17 protein-coding genes and 1 riboswitch are annotated in these 16774 nt (G+C 72.3%); of the genes, 8 read left to right on the top strand and 9 right to left on the bottom strand.

The features are described from left to right. Window positions 1-10: 10 nt before the first annotated feature. The 9 genes from ACN27J_RS02730 to ACN27J_RS02770 form a co-directional block, all read right to left on the bottom strand. Window positions 11-643, bottom strand: coding sequence for a hypothetical protein (locus ACN27J_RS02730; protein ID WP_421363179.1), 633 nt, complete (start codon window positions 641-643; stop codon window positions 11-13). Continuing rightward, complete coding sequence (locus tag ACN27J_RS02735; protein WP_421363181.1) at window positions 640-1590, bottom strand: ABC transporter ATP-binding protein; 951 nt, start codon at window positions 1588-1590, stop codon at window positions 640-642. Before ACN27J_RS02735 ends, ACN27J_RS02730 begins: the two co-directional genes overlap by 4 nt. Then, complete coding sequence (locus ACN27J_RS02740; protein ID WP_421363183.1) at window positions 1587-2003, bottom strand: GntR family transcriptional regulator; 417 nt, start codon at window positions 2001-2003, stop codon at window positions 1587-1589. The genes ACN27J_RS02735 and ACN27J_RS02740 overlap by 4 nt, the downstream gene beginning before the upstream one ends. An 89-nt stretch (window positions 2004-2092) precedes the next feature. Beyond that, window positions 2093-3016: a septum formation family protein gene (locus tag ACN27J_RS02745; RefSeq protein WP_421363185.1), complete on the bottom strand. Its 924-nt coding sequence runs from the start codon at window positions 3014-3016 to the stop codon at window positions 2093-2095. 14 nt (window positions 3017-3030) lie between these two features. After that, on the bottom strand, window positions 3031-3957 hold the full coding sequence (locus ACN27J_RS02750; protein ID WP_421363186.1) for a septum formation family protein: 927 nt from the start codon (window positions 3955-3957) through the stop codon (window positions 3031-3033). A gap of 118 nt (window positions 3958-4075) precedes the next feature. Then, a complete protein-coding gene (locus tag ACN27J_RS02755) occupies window positions 4076-5098 on the bottom strand; it encodes a polyprenyl synthetase family protein (protein WP_421363189.1) in 1023 nt (340 codons plus the stop codon). Further along, entirely contained in the window at window positions 5095-6153 is a 1059-nt protein-coding gene (locus ACN27J_RS02760) for a terpene synthase family protein (RefSeq protein ID WP_421363191.1), read from the bottom strand. The genes ACN27J_RS02755 and ACN27J_RS02760 overlap by 4 nt, the downstream gene beginning before the upstream one ends. Then, on the bottom strand, window positions 6150-7559 hold the full coding sequence (locus ACN27J_RS02765) for a cytochrome P450 (RefSeq protein WP_421363194.1): 1410 nt from the start codon (window positions 7557-7559) through the stop codon (window positions 6150-6152). The genes ACN27J_RS02760 and ACN27J_RS02765 overlap by 4 nt, the downstream gene beginning before the upstream one ends. Before the next feature lie 67 nt (window positions 7560-7626). Next, entirely contained in the window at window positions 7627-9024 is a 1398-nt protein-coding gene (locus ACN27J_RS02770) for a cytochrome P450 (protein WP_421363197.1), read from the bottom strand. A 300-nt stretch (window positions 9025-9324) separates the two neighbouring features. Between ACN27J_RS02770 and rpe the strand changes: the two genes are divergently transcribed. The 8 genes from rpe to ACN27J_RS02810 all read left to right on the top strand — a co-directional run bounded on the left by rpe (window position 9325) and on the right by ACN27J_RS02810 (window position 16727). After that, a complete protein-coding gene (gene rpe / locus ACN27J_RS02775; RefSeq protein ID WP_421363199.1) occupies window positions 9325-10005 on the top strand; it encodes a ribulose-phosphate 3-epimerase in 681 nt (226 codons plus the stop codon). Further along, the gene (locus ACN27J_RS02780; protein ID WP_421363202.1) at window positions 9999-10964 is read left to right on the top strand and encodes a GGDEF domain-containing response regulator; all 966 of its coding nucleotides are present in this window, start codon (window positions 9999-10001) and stop codon (window positions 10962-10964) included. The genes rpe and ACN27J_RS02780 overlap by 7 nt, the downstream gene beginning before the upstream one ends. 115 nt (window positions 10965-11079) lie before the next feature. Further along, window positions 11080-11271: riboswitch (FMN riboswitch) on the top strand. Between the two features lie 186 nt (window positions 11272-11457). Further along, a complete protein-coding gene (gene ribD, locus ACN27J_RS02785) occupies window positions 11458-12519 on the top strand; it encodes a bifunctional diaminohydroxyphosphoribosylaminopyrimidine deaminase/5-amino-6-(5-phosphoribosylamino)uracil reductase RibD (RefSeq protein WP_421363205.1) in 1062 nt (353 codons plus the stop codon). Between the two features lie 4 nt (window positions 12520-12523). Next, window positions 12524-13201 (top strand): riboflavin synthase, encoded by a 678-nt coding sequence (locus ACN27J_RS02790; protein WP_421363208.1) that lies wholly within the window; start codon window positions 12524-12526, stop codon window positions 13199-13201. Beyond that, window positions 13198-14445 (top strand): bifunctional 3,4-dihydroxy-2-butanone-4-phosphate synthase/GTP cyclohydrolase II, encoded by a 1248-nt coding sequence (locus tag ACN27J_RS02795; RefSeq protein WP_421363211.1) that lies wholly within the window; start codon window positions 13198-13200, stop codon window positions 14443-14445. The genes ACN27J_RS02790 and ACN27J_RS02795 overlap by 4 nt, the downstream gene beginning before the upstream one ends. Continuing rightward, entirely contained in the window at window positions 14445-14930 is a 486-nt protein-coding gene (gene ribH / locus ACN27J_RS02800) for a 6,7-dimethyl-8-ribityllumazine synthase (protein ID WP_421363214.1), read from the top strand. Before ACN27J_RS02795 ends, ribH begins: the two co-directional genes overlap by 1 nt. A 118-nt stretch (window positions 14931-15048) precedes the next feature. Next, a complete protein-coding gene (locus ACN27J_RS02805; protein WP_199757527.1) occupies window positions 15049-15615 on the top strand; it encodes a SigE family RNA polymerase sigma factor in 567 nt (188 codons plus the stop codon). Next, window positions 15615-16727 carry a Gmad2 immunoglobulin-like domain-containing protein gene (locus ACN27J_RS02810; RefSeq protein ID WP_421363217.1) on the top strand — a complete coding sequence of 371 codons (1113 nt, stop codon included), beginning with the start codon at window positions 15615-15617 and terminating at the stop codon, window positions 16725-16727. Before ACN27J_RS02805 ends, ACN27J_RS02810 begins: the two co-directional genes overlap by 1 nt. Window positions 16728-16774 lie beyond the last annotated feature (47 nt).

Raw genomic sequence — 16774 nt, forward strand, 5'->3', positions numbered from 1 at the left:
GTCACGTGGGTCAGGGCCGGCGGTGGACGGCGAGGAACGTGACTGCGGTGAGCACGGCCGCCGCGCCCAGGTAGACGCCGGACTCGGCGACCTGCAACTGCCAGTACGTCCACGACGTGGCCTCGCGTACCGCGCGTGCGCCGCCCAGTTGGACGATGCCCAGTACCGGCACGCTGAGCGCCATCGCGACGTGCGTGTTGCGGGTCACCGCACCCAACGCCGCGCCGAGGGTGAGGGCGAAAAGCACCCGGGCGAGCGGGACCAAATCGTGTGACTCGTAGGCGAACCAGCGCATCGGGTCGCCGTCGGCGGTCGGCAACCCCCAGGTGACGACGGCGGTCACCACGGCGGCGGCGGCCAGCGACCCGGCCGCCGCCACCGCCAGCCGGGCGGCCAGCCAGTGGCCGCGCGGCCGGCTCTGCGTCCAGGCCAGCCGGTGGGTGCCCTGCTCCAGGTCGCGGGCCACGAGCGGCACGCCCCAGAACATGCAGACCCCGATGGTCAGGTAGCCGGCGAACAGCTGGGTGATGGTGACGAACTCGGCGTCGACGTGGGCGGCCGCCGTCAGCCCGCCGTACAGGCAGATCAGGATCGCGGCGGCGATGAACGGGAACCGCTGCTGACGCCAGGCGAGCCAGATCATCGGACGTCCTTCCCCGCCGGTTGACCGGCCGTCACGAGTGCGGGCGCGGGCAGGCAGACGGCGTCCGGGTTGCGCAGGTACGCCAGCACCAGTTCCTCCAGGCCGGGCACCTGCCCGCCGTCGTGGCTGGCCGGCTCCCCGCGTACCGTGGCCGGCTCACCGCGTACCACTGTCGACGCCTGCCGGACCAGCGCGGTGGTCTGCCGGGCCGTGACGCTCAGGTGTACGGGCGGCGGGTCCGCCGCCCGCAGCCGCTGCGCCAGCTCGGCCGGCCCGGTCAGCACCCGGTGCGCCTCGATCAGCTCGTCGAAGCCGCCGGCGACCTGCAGCCGACCACGGTTGAGCAGCAGCAGGTAGTCGCAGGTGTCGACCAGGTCGGCCAGGATGTGCGAGGAGAGCACCACGGTGGCGCCGGTGTCGGCGACGGCGGCCATCAGCGCACCCATCACCTCGGTACGGGCCAACGGGTCCAGGTCGGCGAGCGGTTCGTCGAGCAGCAGCAGTTCGGCACGTTTGCCCAGGGCGAGGGCCAACGCGACCAGGGTGCGCTGCCCACCGGAGAGGGTGCGGACCCGCTGCCGCAGCGGGATGCCGTAGTCGTCGAGCCGGGCCCGCGCCCCGCCGGTGTCGAAGGCCGGGTTGGTGGCCCGGCCGAAGTGAAGCATCTCCGCCACGGTGAACCCGGCGAACAGCGGCTTGTCCTGGGCGACGAACGCGACCCGGGCCAGGTCGTGGCCGCCGCCGGTGAGTGGCCGTCCGCCGACCCGGACCTGCCCGGTGGTGGGGGTGAGCAGGCCGACCGCCAGGTGCAGCAGGGTGGTCTTGCCGGCACCGTTTGGGCCGACGAGCGCGGTGACCGTGCCGGCCGGTACGGCGAGCGTGCAGTCGCGCAGCGCCCAACTGCGGCCGTACCGTTTGCCCAGGCCGGTGGTCTCCAACGTGGTCATCCGGTCCGCCCCGGCTGGTCGTCCGTCGTCCGGGGCGAGGCGTTCTCGGCCAGTTCGGCCGCCAGGACGGCGCGCAGGTCGTCGTCGTCCAGGCCGGCGGCGCGGGCGGTGGCGACCCAGGCCGCCAGCTGGGTGCGGATCGCCGGGTCCCGGGCCGCGCGGCGGGCCGACAGCGACGCCAGTACGAAGGTGCCGACGCCGGGCCGGGACTGCACCACGCCGTCGCGTTCCAGTTCGCGGTACGCCTTGTGCACCGTGTTCTGGTTGATGCCGAGTGCGGCGACGACCTCCCGGGCGGTCGGCAGCCGGTCGCCCTCCTGCAGCCAGCCGAGCCGTACCGCCTGGCGTACCTGCTGCACCAATTGCAGGTACGGGGTGACGCCGGACCGGCGGTCCAACCTGAACTCGATCACGCCGACTCCCATTCTGCTAGGTTGCTAGCAGAATAGCACTATGCCTGTTCGGGGGGCGGGTGCGCCGGAGGGTCAGGGATCGTGAGCGGCTACCAGACCGGGAACAGGTCGGGACCGCCGCCCTTGGCGGAGCGGACCAGCGGGGTGGTGAAGTCCGGTACGTACAGGAAGCAGCGGACCCGCAGGTCGCCTTCCCACACCGAAGGGTTCCCCGTCCGGAACCAGAACGTGGCCACCCGGTAGGGCAGGTCCTCGTCGACCGGCAGGTCCGCGTAGTCGGCGATCATCAGCAGGCAGCTCTCCTGAATCGCCTCGTCCCCGGGCCAGCTGCTGGGCAGGGCGCCGCCGTCGAACGCGCCGACGAACTCGCCGTGGTGCGGCCGGGCGCAGTCGACCGGCTCCAGCGCTTCGAGGTGGTCGTCGCCCCACCGCACTACGTGGCAGCCCAGCCGAAGCGCGCCCCCGTCGGCCAGCGTGCCGCGCAGACTTCCGGTCCGGGGCAGCACCGTGCCCCGGAACACACTGCTGATCTCGATCAGGTCGCAGCGGAACCAGCGGGCCCCGGCGCTCCAGGCCGCCTGCGGTGGCATCAGCACGGTCATGTCGAGCAGGCCGTGCTGCCAGATGTCGCCGAGGAACTCGGCGGCCCGGGCATCGCACTCGACGCGGGCCGTCTCGCGGGCCGGGACATTGCCCACCGGGGCGGTCGTCCGCTGCGCGTCGGCACCGGTGAAGGTGCCGACGTGGACCGTCTCGACCAGGTGCAACTCGTCGCAGTCGACCGGACGGTAGTACCTGCCGCTGCCCGAGGCAGCCTCGTCGCGGTGGCAGGTGCCGGCCTGCGGGACGAAGATGGTCGGCTCGCCGAACCCGGCCCAACCGTCGGTGAGGGTGCCGTCAGTCCCCGGCGGCGGTGCCGCACAGCCGGCCGTCACGGCCAGCGACGCGGCGGCCAGCAGCGCGACCATCCTGGTCAGCAACGGCGGCCGGGGCACTGGTAGCTGTCGGGTCACTGTCGGCTGCCGCCTTACTGGTACTGGATGGGCAGGGCGCTGGTGCCGCCGTCGCGCACCGAGCCGGTCAACAGCGGGTCGGCCCGCCAGGCGAAGCAGCGGATCGTCTTGTCGCCCTCCGCCCAGTCCAGGACGTCGGAGTAGGTGTAGATGGTGCCCACCCGGTACTGCAGGTCGCCGTTGTTCGGCACCTTCGCGTAGTCGGCCACCACCTTGCGGCACCGGGTGTGGACCCGCTCGTCGTTCGACTCCACCTCGTCGTACCCCAGTTTGTCTTCCACGTACGTGCCGGCGAACTCGGCCTGGTGCGCGGTGTCGCAGTCCAGCGGCTCGGTCAGCGGCTCGTCGTCGACACCGACCGCCGCCGAGTCGTAGCAGGTCAGGTGTAGCGGATGACCGGGTACGTCGAGCGCGCCCTCGATGGTGCCGTACCAGAGGACGAGCGGTCCGCCGGGACTGTCGACGACGCCGACGTCGCACCCGAACCAGCGGGCCCCGCCAGTCCAGGCGGCGTCGGACGGCGTCACGACCGTCATCCGCAGCCGGGCGGTCTGCCAGGGGCCGCCAAGGAACTCGTTCACCCGTCGGTCACATTCGGCCCGAGCGGCCCGCCGGGCCGGGATCAGGCCGTCCGCCGCGCCGTCCTCGTCGAACGGCACCGCCGGGTCGTCGCCGAGCGTTCCGACGTGCACGGTCTCCACCAGATGGACCTGAACGCAGCCGACCGGACGGTAGCTCTCCCAGTCGATGACACGCCGATCATCGTCGTGGCAGCTGCCGGCCTCGGGCGTGAAGTGGACGGGTTCGTCGAACGCGGCCCAGCCGTCGACCAGATCCCCGTCCACGCCCGGTGTCAGCGGCACACAGCCGGCCGTCGTGATCAGTGACGCGGCGGTCAGCAGCGCCGCCAGCCTCGCCCGGACACCCCACCGTCGCGCCATGACCCTGCCGCCTCCCCGTTGTCCACTCAAGCCGACGACGGTACGACACCGGGCCGGCCGCCGACCGACCGGGCCCGCGACAGCTGTCTACTGAGGTTCGGACCGACGGTGCTGCCGCTCAGCGGTCCCGGTGGGCGGCCAGGTCGGCGAACTGGGCGAGCACCGTACCCGCGTCGGCTTCGGGCCGGGCCGCCGCCAGCCGGTCGAGCGCCGCCGCCCGGTGCCGGTCCGCCTCCCGCTCCGCCCAGTCCCGGCCGCCGGCCTGCTCGACGAGCAGCGCGGCCCGGGCCACCTGCCCGTCGGTGAACCCGCCCGGTATCGCGTAGAGCGAGGCCAGCTCGGCACCGGCCGGCGTGCCGCTGCCCATCGCGAACACCACCGGCAGCGACTTCTTGCGCTGCCGCAGGTCGGCACCGACCGGCTTGCGGGTCACCGCCGGGTCGCCCCAGATGCCGAGCAGATCGTCGACCAGCTGGAACGCCATCCCCAGGTGGTGGCCGTACCCCTTCAGGCCGTCGACCCGGTCCGGGGCGGCGCCGCCGCTGATCGCGCCGACCGCACAGGCGGCGCCGATCAGCGACGCCGTCTTGCCGGCCGCCATCGCCAGACAGGCGTCCAACCCCACGGCGGTACGCGACTCGAACGCCACGTCGGCGCTCTGCCCGGCCACCAGCTCCAGCAGCACCTGGCACAGCTCGGCGGCGGCCGGGGCGGCCTGCCCGCGTACCGTGTCGAAGGCCAGCGCGAGCAGCGCGTCACCGGCCAGGATGGCCTGCGCGTCGCCGAACGCGGCCCCGGCCGTGGGCCGGCCCCGCCGGGTCCGGTCGCCGTCCATCACGTCGTCGTGCAGCAGGGTGAAGTTGTGCACCAGCTCCACCGCGACCGCCGCCGGCACCGCTCGGTCCGCCGGGGCGCCGACCGCCTCGGCACCGGCCAGCGCCAGACCACCACGCAGCCCCTTGCCCCAGCCGGCGTCGGCCGGGCTGCCGTCGGCGGCGTACCAGCCGAAGTGGTAGCCGGCGACGGTGTGGATCGGCTCGGCGAGCCGGTCGACGGCGCGGCGCAGCTGCGGCCCGATCAACGTCCGCGTCGCCGCCAGCCGCGCCCAGGCGTCGCGTTGTGCGGTGGTCGCGGCGGTCAACCCTGGCTCCCGAGCAACGTGGCCTCCAGATACTCCTGCGGTGCCGGTTCGGTGGTCGTCTGCGTCGGCTGGTAGCGCTTTGTCCGGCTGGACCAGTCGACGTTGCCGCGCATCCAGCTGCGCATCCCGGCCAGGTACGGCTCCAGCACCGCCGCCCGGCCGGGGAAGGTCCGCCGCAGCTGCGCCTGCGCGGCCAGGTACAGGTCGGTTTCGGCGTCGATTGCCCGGGTCACCCGGTGCACCGCCGCGTCGCGGTCCAGCCCATGGTGGTAGCCGACGATGTACGTCAGGTTGTGCACCTCGCCGAGAGCGCGTTCCTTGTCCAGTGAGTAGATGTCGTTGGTCCAGCAGACCACGTTGCAGGCGGCGTCGAGCGCGGTACGGAACGGCGCGCTGTCGTACACCTCGTCGGGCATGTCGATTCGTTCGACGACGTCGATGAAGTCCATGCAGACGTAGATCGCCCCGGTGTGCCGGCGCTTCTCGATGTAGGTGGCCTCGTCCGGCACGATGCCGGCGAGCCGGTTGCCGGCCTCCCAGGTGGCGGCGGTGGTCAGACACTGTTCCAGGTGCCGGACGAACAGTCGCCGCCAGCGGGCGGTGGCGTCCGGCGCGGTACGCCGCCACAGGTCGGCCAGCGAGGACACCGCCCGGGGCAGGTCCCGGCGCCGCGCGTCGGCGGCGCCGAAGTCGTCGGCGGACAGCACCCGCCGCATGGCGGCCATCACCTCGGCGAGATGCTGCGGGCTGCGCCCGTCGGCACCGTCGTCCAACTGGTCGTCGACCAGGAACAGCCAGGCGAACCAGTCGGCCATCAGTTCGGCGTGCGCCGCGTCCGCGGTCGGGTACACCATCGACGCGAACCAGCCGAAGTCGGCGTGGTCGAATCGGGCGCGGGCCTGTTCACGCAGCACCAGTCCGGTGTCGCGTACCCAGCTGGTCAGGTGTGTGCGGGCCTGTTCGACGTGCGGGTTGAGCTGGTACGGGAAACGGTCGAGGGTCCGCTGGACCGGGTCGAGGGTCAGCTGGCTGGCTGTGTCGTCCGTGAAGGTCACCGGTACTCCAGGTTGAGGTGGACCCCGCCCTTGGGGTGCAGGGTGATCAGCGCCTCCGGCCGTACCTCGGGTGCGCCCGGTGGCAGTACGAGCCGGTGCCGGCGGGCCACCGTGGCCAGCACCAGGACCAGCTCGGACAGCGCGAAGTGTTTGCCGATGCAGACCCGGTGGCCGCTGCCGAACGGCACGTAGACGTGTTTCGGGCGGCGCGCCACCTGCTCCGGGGTGAACCGCTCCGGGTCGAAGCGTTCCGGGTCGTCCCAGAAGTCGGGGTGCCGGTGCAGCAGGTAGCTGTTGATCAGCATGTTGGTGCCGGCCGGCACCCGGTAGCCGTCGATCACGTCGGCTGAGCTGGCCCGGCGCATGAACTGGTACGCCGGCGAGTAGATGCGCAGCGTCTCGTCGGCGACCATCCGGGTGTACGGCAGCCGGGGCAGGTCCTCGAAGGTCGGCGTCCGCCCGGCGAGCACCGAGTCGACCTCGGCGTGCAGCTTCGCCTCCACCTCGGGATGCCGGGCGAGCAGGTAGAACGCCCAGGACAGGGTGTTGGTGGTGGTCTCGTAGGCGCCGATGCAGATGTTGAGCACCTCGTGGTGCAGCTGCTCCAGGTCCATCCGCTGGCCGTCGGTCTCGTCGACGGTGTGCAGCAGCAGGGTGAGCAGGTCGGTCTCCTCGCCGGTGGGCACCTCCTCGCGTAGCCGGCGGTTGATGAACGTCGACACGAAGGTGTCCATGTCGGCGATCGCGGCCCGCAGCCGGCGGTGCCGGGGGGTCGGCACGCTCAGCGGCGGGAACGGGAACCGGAAGAACGCGCCGAGGATCGCGTTGGCCTCGCCGAATGCCCGTTCGAAGGCCTGCGCGATGTCGCCGACCTGCGCGCTGAACAGCGACCGGTTGACGATTCGCAGGGCGAGTTGGCCGATCTCGTCGGTGACGTCCAGGGTGCCGCCCCGGCCGTAATTCCGTTCCCACCGGACGAGCATTTGTTCGGCCTCGTCGGTCATGTTCCGGGTGAAAGAGCTGACCGTACGGGGTGTGAAGTGCGGCGCCATCATCCGCCGTTGCCGTCGCCACAGATCCATGTCCGGGTTGGCGATGAGACCTTTGCGTAGCACCGGCCGGACGACCTTGAACAGGACGGCGTTCTTGTCGTACTTCTCGCCCTCGTCGACCAGCACGTGACGGATGTAGTCGGGATGGTTGACCAGCACCATCGGGATGCCCAGCGGACGGAACCGGAAAATGTCGCCGTAGCGGTCGACGCCCCGGCCGAGGAAGGCGAGCTGGTCGCGTTTGAAGGCCAGGGTGCCGCCGACGCCGCTGCCCGGCGTGACGGTGGGAATCTCCCGGGTGCCGCCCGGGGCGCGGCTGCGTACCTGCGGGGACATGCTCTTCTCACTTTCCACGGGTCGACGCGACGGACCGACCAGCGACGGGGCGCGGGGCGGCAGTGCAGGTCAGCGATGCCGCAGGTCAGCGGCGGTGCAGTCGGAGTCGCATGCCGCCCGCCGGGTGCAGCGTGACCAGCGGTGCGAAGCCGACCGGCGGTGCGCCCTCGGGCAGGCTGACCGAGAACGCCTGGGCGAGCATCACCGTGATCAGGTGCAGTTCGGTACGGGCGAAGTGTTTGCCGATGCAGTGCCGGGGACCGCTGCCGAACGGCTGGTAGGCGTGCCGGGGCCGGGCCGCGACCGCCGCCGGGGTGAACCGGTCGGGGTCGAAGCGGTCCGGGTCGGGCCAGAAGTCCGGGTGCCGGTGCAGCAGGAACAGGTTCATCAGCACCTCGGTGCCCTGCGGGATGAGGTAGCCGTCGATCACGTCGTCGGTCACCGCCCGCCGCATCGTCTGCCAGGCGGGGGTGAACAGCCGCAGCGTCTCGTCGATGACCATCCGGGTGTACGGCAGCCGGGTCAGGTCGTCGAAGGTCGGCACCCGTCCGTCGAGGACCGTGTCGACCTCGTCGTGCACCCGTTGTTGCACCTGCGGGTGGCGGGCCAGCTGGTAGTACACCCAGGAGATCGAGTTGCTGGTGGTCTCGTACCCGGCGACGATCATCGCCAGGATCTCGTTGGAGAGCTGCTCCGGGGTGAGCCCGGTGCCGGTGACCGGGTCGACCGCGTGTCGCAGCAGGCTGAACAGGTCCCGGTGGTCGCCGTCGTTCTCGTGCTGGCGGGTGTCGATCAGGTAGCGGACGAAGCCGTCCAGCTCCCGGGTCAGTGCCCGGATCCGGTTGCGGGACGGGGTGCGCCAGCTCAGCGGCGGGAAGGGGAACCGGAGGAAGTCGCCGAGCCGGCGGTTGACCTCCAGGAAGTCGCGTTCGAACCGGTGGCTGCGCTCGTCGGGCTCGACGCCGAACAGCGACCGCAGGACGATCTTCAGCGCCAGGTCGGTGAGCGGTCCGACGACGTCGACCGGCTGACCGGAGGCGGCCTCCGGTGCCCATCGGTGGATCATGTCCGCGGTCAGGCCGGTCATGTTCGGCGCGAACCGGGCCACGCTGGCATTGTTGAACGTCGGCTGCATCAGCCGGCGGTTGCGCTGCCAGGTCTCGTCGCCCCGGTTGCCGATCAGCCCTTCCCGTAGGATCGCCCGGACCGTACGCCAGAGGAAGTTCTCCTTGTCGTAGTTGGCGTGCTTGTCGACCAGGACGTGGTGGATGTGCTCCGGGTTGGTGATAACTACCATCGGCATACCACCGAGACGTATCCTGAAGATGTCGCCGTGGTTACGGACCGCCTCCTGCAGAAAAGCAAGCTGGTCCCGGCGCATAGCCCGCATCCCGGCGAGATTTTCCCGGAAGCTGAGCCGTGGAACTGGCCTCGATCTGTTGCGGGCAGCCGGATCTGCGTCGACGCGACGCGTGTCGGTCATGGCGGCTACCTTACCGAAGGTGCTGGCGCAGCTACAATCAGAAATTTTGCATTGCCGTTGGTAGATCATGGTGTTATTCGAGCCACCTCGACCCCGTTGTGTGATGTCGGCAAAAGGCGGTCAATAGCGCATTCGTGCGGATTGTTGGGTCGGCTCACCCAGCTGTGACGTCTGGTCGCAGGCCGGAGTGTCCGCCGACCGCCGACCGTGCGTCGGCAGGTCCGACCACCGGACCACCCGTCGGGCGGGCGATGGTCAAGGCGGGTGTGGAACGCTTGCTCACGTTCGTAGACTGGCGCGGTGACCGCACCAGCGCCGCTCATCGCGCCCAGCATCCTGGCCGCCGACTTCTCCCGCCTGGCCGACGAGGCCCGCGCGGTCGAGGGTGCGGCGGACTGGCTGCACGTCGACGTGATGGACAACCACTTCGTGCCGAACCTGACCATCGGGCTGCCGGTGGTGCAGAGCCTGCTGCCGGCCACCTCGTTGCCGTTCGACGTGCACCTGATGATCACCGACCCGCGCCGCTGGGCACCGGGCTACGCCGACGCCGGCGCGTACAACGTCACCTTCCACGCCGAGGCCTGCGACGACCCGGTGGCGCTGGCCAAGGAGCTGCGGTCGGCCGGGGCCAAGGCCGGCCTGGCGGTCGACCGGGACACCCCGGTGGAGGACTACCTGGAGCTGCTGCCCAGCTTCGACACGCTGCTGATCATGACGATCAAGGCCGGGTTCGGCGGCCAGCGGTTCATCCCGGAGATGCTGGACAAGGTCCGCGCGGCCCGCCGGCACGTCGCCAGCGGCCACCTGGAGTTGCGGATCGAGGTCGACGGCGGAATCGCCGCAGACACCATCGAGCAGGCCGCCGCGGCCGGCGCGGACGCATTCGTCGCCGGCACCGCCGTGTACGGCGCCGAGGATCCCGCCGAGGCGGTCCGCGCACTGCGGCAGATCGCCGAGCGGACCGCGCCACGGTGGTGAGCCCGGAAGGGGCCGAGTCCCGGCCGGACCTGATCCTGGTCGTCGACGACGACGTCGACATCGCCCGGTTCGTCGAGGTCAACCTGCGGTTGCACGGCTTCGACGTGATGCTCGCCCACGACGGTCAGGAGGCGCTGGAGATCATCGAACGGCACCGCCCCGACCTGGCCGTGGTCGACCTGATGATGCCCCGCATCGGCGGCCTGGACCTGACCCGGCGGCTGCGGGCCGACCCGATGACCGCCGCGCTGCCGATCATCATGCTGACCGCCAAGGGGATGACCGTCGACAAGGTCGTCGGGTTGACCGCTGGCGCCGACGACTACCTGGTCAAGCCGTTCGACACCTCGGAGCTGATCGCCCGGGTCAGCTCCACCCTGCGGCGCAACCGCGAGTACCGCGAGGTGTCCCCGTTGACCGGGTTGCCGGGTAACACCCGGGTCAGCCGGGAGATCACCGACCGGGTCCGCAGCGGTGCCGACTACGCCGTCGGCTACGTCGACATCGACCGGTTCAAGAGCGTCAACGACGTGTACGGCTTCGCCCGGGGCGACGAGTTCATCTCCGCGTTGGCCCGGTGCATGCACCGGGCGGTGGTGTCGATCGGGCTGCCGCCGGCGTTCCTCGGCCACATCGGCGGCGACGACTTCGTGGTGGTCTGCGCGCCCGAACAGGTGCGGCCGATCATCGAGCAGGCGATCCTCGATTTCGAGAAGGCCGCCGACGAGCTCTACGACCCGTCCGACGCCCGGCGCGGCTACGTGGAGGTCAAGGACCGGCGCGGCAACCTGCAGAAGGCGGCTCTGGTCACCCTCTCGGTCGGGGTGGCGGTGTCGGCGGGCAGCCGCCGGTTCAGCGACCCCCGCGAGATCATTACGGTGGCCAACGAGATGAAGTCGGTCGCCAAGAGCCAGCCCGGGTCGTATATCGCGGTCGACCGCCGGCTGTCCACCAGCTGACCTGCCCGAACGGGCCGACGACCGACCTGCTGTCGGGTATCCGACAGTTGTGAGGTCGGTCGCGTCTCTGGCGATGATCCCCGTGTGCCGTGTAACACTCGGAGAAGCACCCACCACGCGCTGGCGGGACTCGGTGAAATTCCGAACCGGCGGTGATCCACGGCGCAAGCCGTGGCCAGCCCGCGACCCGGTCGTCGTCGCAGACGACGCCCGGTGGATCCGGTGAGACTCCGGAGCCGACGGTTGGGCCAGACCGTGCCGACCTGGCACGGACCGGCCCAGACAGTCCGGATGGGAGACAGCGCGCGGAACGGACGCTCAGGTGTGGCGTGCCGACCGGCACCGCCGTACCCGTGCAGCGCCCCGGGGCCGGTCCGTCGTGGCCGCGCGCCGAGGCGTTCCGCCGCCGCCACGCTGTCGCCGGCCACCCCCACCGGGCCCGGCACCTCCCGCCCGCCGCGCACCCCGGCAGGCGAGGAGAAGAGAAACGGCCATGGCGATCCTCTCCGAAGACGAGGCGATGCGGCGCGCCATCGACCTCGCGGTCCGTGGCCTCGGCTCGGTCAGCCCCAACCCCATCGTCGGCTGCGTCCTGCTCGACACCGCCGGCCACGTCGTCGGCGAAGGCTTCCACGCCTACGCCGGCGGGCCGCACGCCGAGATCGCCGCCCTCGCCCAGGCCGGCGACCGGGCCCGCGGCGGCACCGCCGTCGTCACCCTCGAACCGTGCAACCACGTCGGGCGCACCGGACCCTGCTCCACCGCCCTGGTCGACGCCGGCCTCGCCCGCGTCGTGCTGGCCGTGCCCGACCCCAACCCGATCGCCGCCGGCGGCACCGAGACGCTGCGCGCCGCCGGCATCGACGTCGAGGTCGGGCTGCGCGCCGACGAGGCTGAGGACGCCAATATCGCCTGGCTGACCGCCGTCCGCCGGCGCCGCCCCTACATCATCTGGAAGTACGCCGCCACGCTCGACGGCCGCTCCGCCGCCGCCGACGGCACCAGCATGTGGATCACCTCGGAGGCGGCCCGCGCCGACGTCCACACGCTGCGCGGCACCGCCGACGCGATCATCGCCGGCGTCGGCACCGTGCTCGCCGACGACCCCCGGCTCACCGTCCGGAACCCGAACGCAGCCGGCCCTGCTGTCCGGCAGCCGCTGCGGGTGATCGTGGACAGCTCCGGGCGTACCCCGGCCCACGCCCGGGTCCGCGACGCCGCCGCCGGCACCTGGATCGTCACCACCGCGGACGTCGGTGCCGACCACCGCGGCCGGGTCGACCTGACCGCCCTGCTGACCGCCCTCTACGACCGGGGCATCCGCTCCGCGCTGCTCGAAGGCGGCCCGGTGCTCGCCGGGGCGTTCCTGCGCGCCGGCCTGGTCGACCGGGTGGTCGGCTACCTCGCCCCGAAACTGCTCGGCGCCGGCCCCGCCGCGCTCGCCGACGCCGGAGTGCGCACCATCGCCGACGCCATCGACCTGACCATCGTCGACGTCACCCAGGTCGGCCCCGACCTGCGGATCACCGCCGTACCCCGGCAGAAAGAGGGCTGAGTCGATGTTCACCGGCATCATCGAGGAGCTGGGCGAGGCCGGCCCGCTCGACTGGCACGGCGACAGCGGCGTGCTCACCGTCCACGGCCCACTGGTCGCCGCCGACGCCCGGCACGGCGACTCCATCGCGGTCAACGGCGTCTGCCTCACCGTCGTCTCCGTCGACGGGCAACGGTTCGCCGTCGACGTCATGAAGGAGACCTTCGACCGCAGCTCACTGGGGACACTGCGGCCCGGTGACCCGGTCAACCTGGAACGCGCCGCCACCCTCGCCACCCGCCTCGGCGGACACCTGGTGCAGGGCCACGTCGACGGGGTCGCCACCGTCGTCGGGCGCACCCCCGGCGACCGCTGGGAGCAGGTCCGGTTCAGCCTGCCCACCGGCCTTGACCGGTACGTCGTGGAGAAAGGTTCGATCGCGGTCGACGGCGTCTCGTTGACCGTCATGGAGGTGTCCGACGGCGACGCCACGGCCCCGGCCCCAGCGCCGGCCGGGGCCGCGGCCGGCGGGTCCGGCACGGCCGGCTGGTTCGGCGTCGGGCTGATCCCCACCACTCTGCAACTCACCACCCTCGGCCGGAAACCGGTCGGGGCCCTGGTCAACCTGGAGGTCGACGTGATCGCGAAGTACGTGGCGAAGCAACTGGACGGGGCACGGTCCGTCGGCGGGGTCCGCCCGTGACCGCCGCCGGGTTCGGCACCGTCGAACAGGCCCTCGACGACCTGGCCGCCGGCCGGGCCGTGGTGGTCGTCGACGACGCCGACCGGGAGAACGAAGGCGACCTGATCTTCGCCGCCGAACACGCCACCGCCGAACTCGTCGCGTTCATGGTGCGCCACACCTCCGGCTACATCTGCGCGCCGCTGCCCGAGGCCGAGTGCGACCGGCTCGACCTGCCGCCGATGTACCACACCAACCAGGACCGGCGGGGCACCGCGTACACCGTCACCGTCGACGCCCGGGAAGGCGTCAGCACCGGCATCTCCGCCGCCGACCGGGCACACACCCTGCGGCTGCTCGCCGACCCCGACGCCGGCCCGGCCGACCTGTCCCGGCCCGGCCACATCGTGCCGCTGCGCGCCCGCGTCGGCGGTGTGCTGCAGCGGCCCGGACACACCGAGGCCGCCGTCGACCTGGCCCGCCTCGCCGGGCTGCACCCCGCCGGGGTGCTCTGCGAGCTGGTCAACGACGACGGCACCATGATGCGCCTGCCCGACCTGGAGAAGTTCTCCGCCGACCACGGGCTCACCCTGATCACCATCGCCGACCTGATCGCCCACCGGCGGCGGACCGAGACCCACGTCGAGCGGGTCGCGCAGGCCCGGCTGCCGATGCCGTACGGGGTGTTCCGCGCCGTCGGCTACCGGGTCGCCCACGACCCGGCCGAACACATCGCCCTGGTCCACGGTGACCTCGACGACGGCCGGGACGTGCTGGTCCGGGTGCACTCCGAGTGCCTCACCGGGGACGTGTTCGGCTCGCTGCGCTGCGACTGCGGCCCGCAGCTGGACGCAGCCCTGGCCCGGGTCGCCGCCGAAGGCCGCGGCGTGGTGCTCTACCTGCGCGGGCACGAGGGCCGCGGCATCGGCCTGGCCCACAAGCTGCGCGCCTACCAGCTGCAGGACCAGGGACGGGACACCGTCGACGCCAACCTGGAGCTCGGCCTGCCCGCCGACGCCCGCGACTACGGCACCGGCGCGCAGATCCTGCACGACCTCGGGGTCCGGTCGATCCGGCTGCTCACCAACAACCCGGACAAGGTGTCCGGGCTGACCGGGTACGGCCTGAACGTCATCGGGCGGGAACCGTTGACCGTCCACCCGCATCCGGAGAACGTGCGCTACCTGCGTACCAAACGGGACCGGATGGGCCACCTGCTCGACGGCCTCGACCCGGTCGGCGAACTGTCCGGAGGGCGGGCCTGATGGCCGGATTCGGCGAACCCGGGGTCTCCACCGTCGACGCCGCCGACCTCACCGTCGGCGTCGTCGCCGCCCGCTGGCACACCGACCTGGTCGACGCGATGCTCACCCGGGCGCTGGCCGCCGCCGACGCCTGCGGCGTCGCCGGCGTGCAGGTGGTCCGGGTCGCCGGCTCCGTCGAGCTGCCCGTCGTCGCCCAGGCCCTGGCCCGGCGCTGTGACGCGGTGGTCGCCCTCGGCGTGGTGGTACGCGGCGCCACCGCCCACTTCGACTACGTGTGCCGGTCGGTCACCGACGGCCTGACCCGGGTGTCACTCGACGAGTCCACCCCGGTCGGGCACGGCGTGCTCACCGTCGAGACCATCGACCAGGCCCGCGACCGGGCCGGGCTGCCCGGCTCTGCCGAGGACAAGGGCTGGTCGTCGATGGTCGCCGTACTCGATGCCGCACTGGCCCTGCGGGCCGTCCACGCCGTACCGGTGGGCTGAGCCCGCTCCCTCGAACCGGCACCCGACCCCGCGATCCAGCGCCCTGACCCGGTCCGACCCGTCACGTTCCCGCCGCTCACGCGGTAAACCAGATGCGCTGGTGACACGTCGTAGTGGCGTGACACCCGAACTGGTCACCGACCTGGGCTCGGGGAGGACGATGCCACGACAGCGGGCACAGACGTCGACGTGGGCGGCGGACGAGGCGGTCACCCGCCTGTTCGCCGCGCACTACCGCCCGCTGGTGCGCCTCGCCACCCTGCTGCTACGGGAACCGGGCATGGCCGAAGAGATCGTGCAGGACGCCTACGTGGCCCTGCACAGCCGCTGGTGGCGGCTCCGCGACGCCGACAAGGCACTCGGCTACCTGCGGGTCACCGTGGTCAACCGGTGCCGGTCGGCGATCCGGCACCGACGCGTCGTGCAGGCCCACCTGGCCGCCGCCCGGCCCGACCCCGACGCACCCAGCGCCGAAGCCGGCGCCCTCGACCAGCTCCGCCACGCCGACGTGATCACCGCGCTGCGCGCCCTACCGCCCCGCCAGCGGGAGGCGATCGTGCTGCGCTACTACGCCGACCTGTCCGAGGCGCAGATCGCCGACGCGATGGGGGTCAGCCGGGGCGCGGTGAAGAGCCACACCGCACGCGGCATCGCCGCGCTGCGTACCAGCCTGGACGGCCTGTGATGGACACCGACCACGACAACCAGCCCGGCGACGCCCGCACCGCCGACCTGCTGCGGCGGGCGCTGCACACCGAAGCCGACCGGACCGACGTACGACCCGACGGGCTGGCCGCGATCCGCGGGAAGATCGACGCCCACCGGCGGCGCCGGATGCCGGCGGTCCTGCTCGGTGCCGCCGCCGCGACCGTCGCCGCCAGCCTGGTCGGCGTGGTCGGCTGCCTGCCGCCGGTGCCGCAGCCCGGCCCGCCGTCCGGGGCGGCCAGTGTCGGCCCGGCCCCGACCAGCGGGGCACCGACCAGCGGGCCGACGGACGGGTCGACCGACCGCGCCGGCCCGGCGACCGGTGGTCCGCCGACCGCCGGCGCCGCCGGGCAGCAGGCCGGCACCCCGGTGGCGACCCTGCCGGTCTACTACGTCGGTGCGGCCGACGGCGACGGGCTGCGGCTCTACCGCGAGTTCCACCGGTTCCAGCTGACCGGCACCGGTGTCGTCGCCGAACTGCGGGCCGCGCTCGGCGAGATGCTCACCGCCGCCCGGCTCGCCGACCCCGACTACCGCACCCTGTGGCCGGCCGGGGCCACCGTGGCCACCGTGTGGACCCAGTACGACATCGTCGGGGTCAACATCACCGGAGCCGGGGTCGCCAACCTCGACGCCGCCGGGGCCGCCGCCGCGGTGCAGCAGCTCGCCTGGACCGTCGCCGGCGTCACCGGCGGCGACCCGAGGATCCGGCTGCTGCTCGACGGCGAACCGGTGCCCCGGCTGTGGGGTCACGTCGACACCCGCGACGAGATCACCAAGGGGGCCGCGCTGGACACCCTGGCCATGCTCTGGCTGATCGACCCGCAGCACGGCGACACCGTCGGGCGGACCTTCACCGTGCACCTCGCCGGCAGCGTCCACGAGGCCACCGCCCAGCTGCGGGTCCGCCAGGGTGAAAAGATCGTCCACCAGCGGTACGTCACCCTCGACGCGGGCGCGCCCGGCCGGGGCGAGGGCTTCGCCGAGCTGACCCTGCCGCCGGGCGACTACACCATCGAGGCGTACGAGGAGTCGATGGTCGAGGGCGAAGGCGAACGGCACCTCGTCGACGCGGCGGTCACCGTACGCTGACGTCACCTGGCGACCCGCCCGACCGCCGTACCGTGATCAGCAGATGG

This window comes from Solwaraspora sp. WMMB762, assembly GCF_049179115.1.
Lineage (GTDB): Bacteria > Actinomycetota > Actinomycetes > Mycobacteriales > Micromonosporaceae > Micromonospora_E.

Excerpts from the sequence above, each read along its gene's own strand:
- ribD (WP_421363205.1), top strand. The coding sequence starts at position 11,458 with ATGGCGATCCTCTCCGAAGACGAGGCGATGCGGCGCGCCATCGACCTC.
- ACN27J_RS02750 (WP_421363186.1), bottom strand. The coding sequence starts at position 3,957 with ATGGCGCGACGGTGGGGTGTCCGGGCGAGGCTGGCGGCGCTGCTGACC.
- ACN27J_RS02735 (WP_421363181.1), bottom strand. The coding sequence starts at position 1,590 with ATGACCACGTTGGAGACCACCGGCCTGGGCAAACGGTACGGCCGCAGT.
- ACN27J_RS02810 (WP_421363217.1), top strand. The coding sequence starts at position 15,615 with ATGGACACCGACCACGACAACCAGCCCGGCGACGCCCGCACCGCCGAC.
- ACN27J_RS02770 (WP_421363197.1), bottom strand. The coding sequence starts at position 9,024 with ATGACCGACACGCGTCGCGTCGACGCAGATCCGGCTGCCCGCAACAGA.
- ACN27J_RS02790 (WP_421363208.1), top strand. The coding sequence starts at position 12,524 with ATGTTCACCGGCATCATCGAGGAGCTGGGCGAGGCCGGCCCGCTCGAC.
- ACN27J_RS02730 (WP_421363179.1), bottom strand. The coding sequence starts at position 643 with ATGATCTGGCTCGCCTGGCGTCAGCAGCGGTTCCCGTTCATCGCCGCC.
- ribH (WP_421363214.1), top strand. The coding sequence starts at position 14,445 with ATGGCCGGATTCGGCGAACCCGGGGTCTCCACCGTCGACGCCGCCGAC.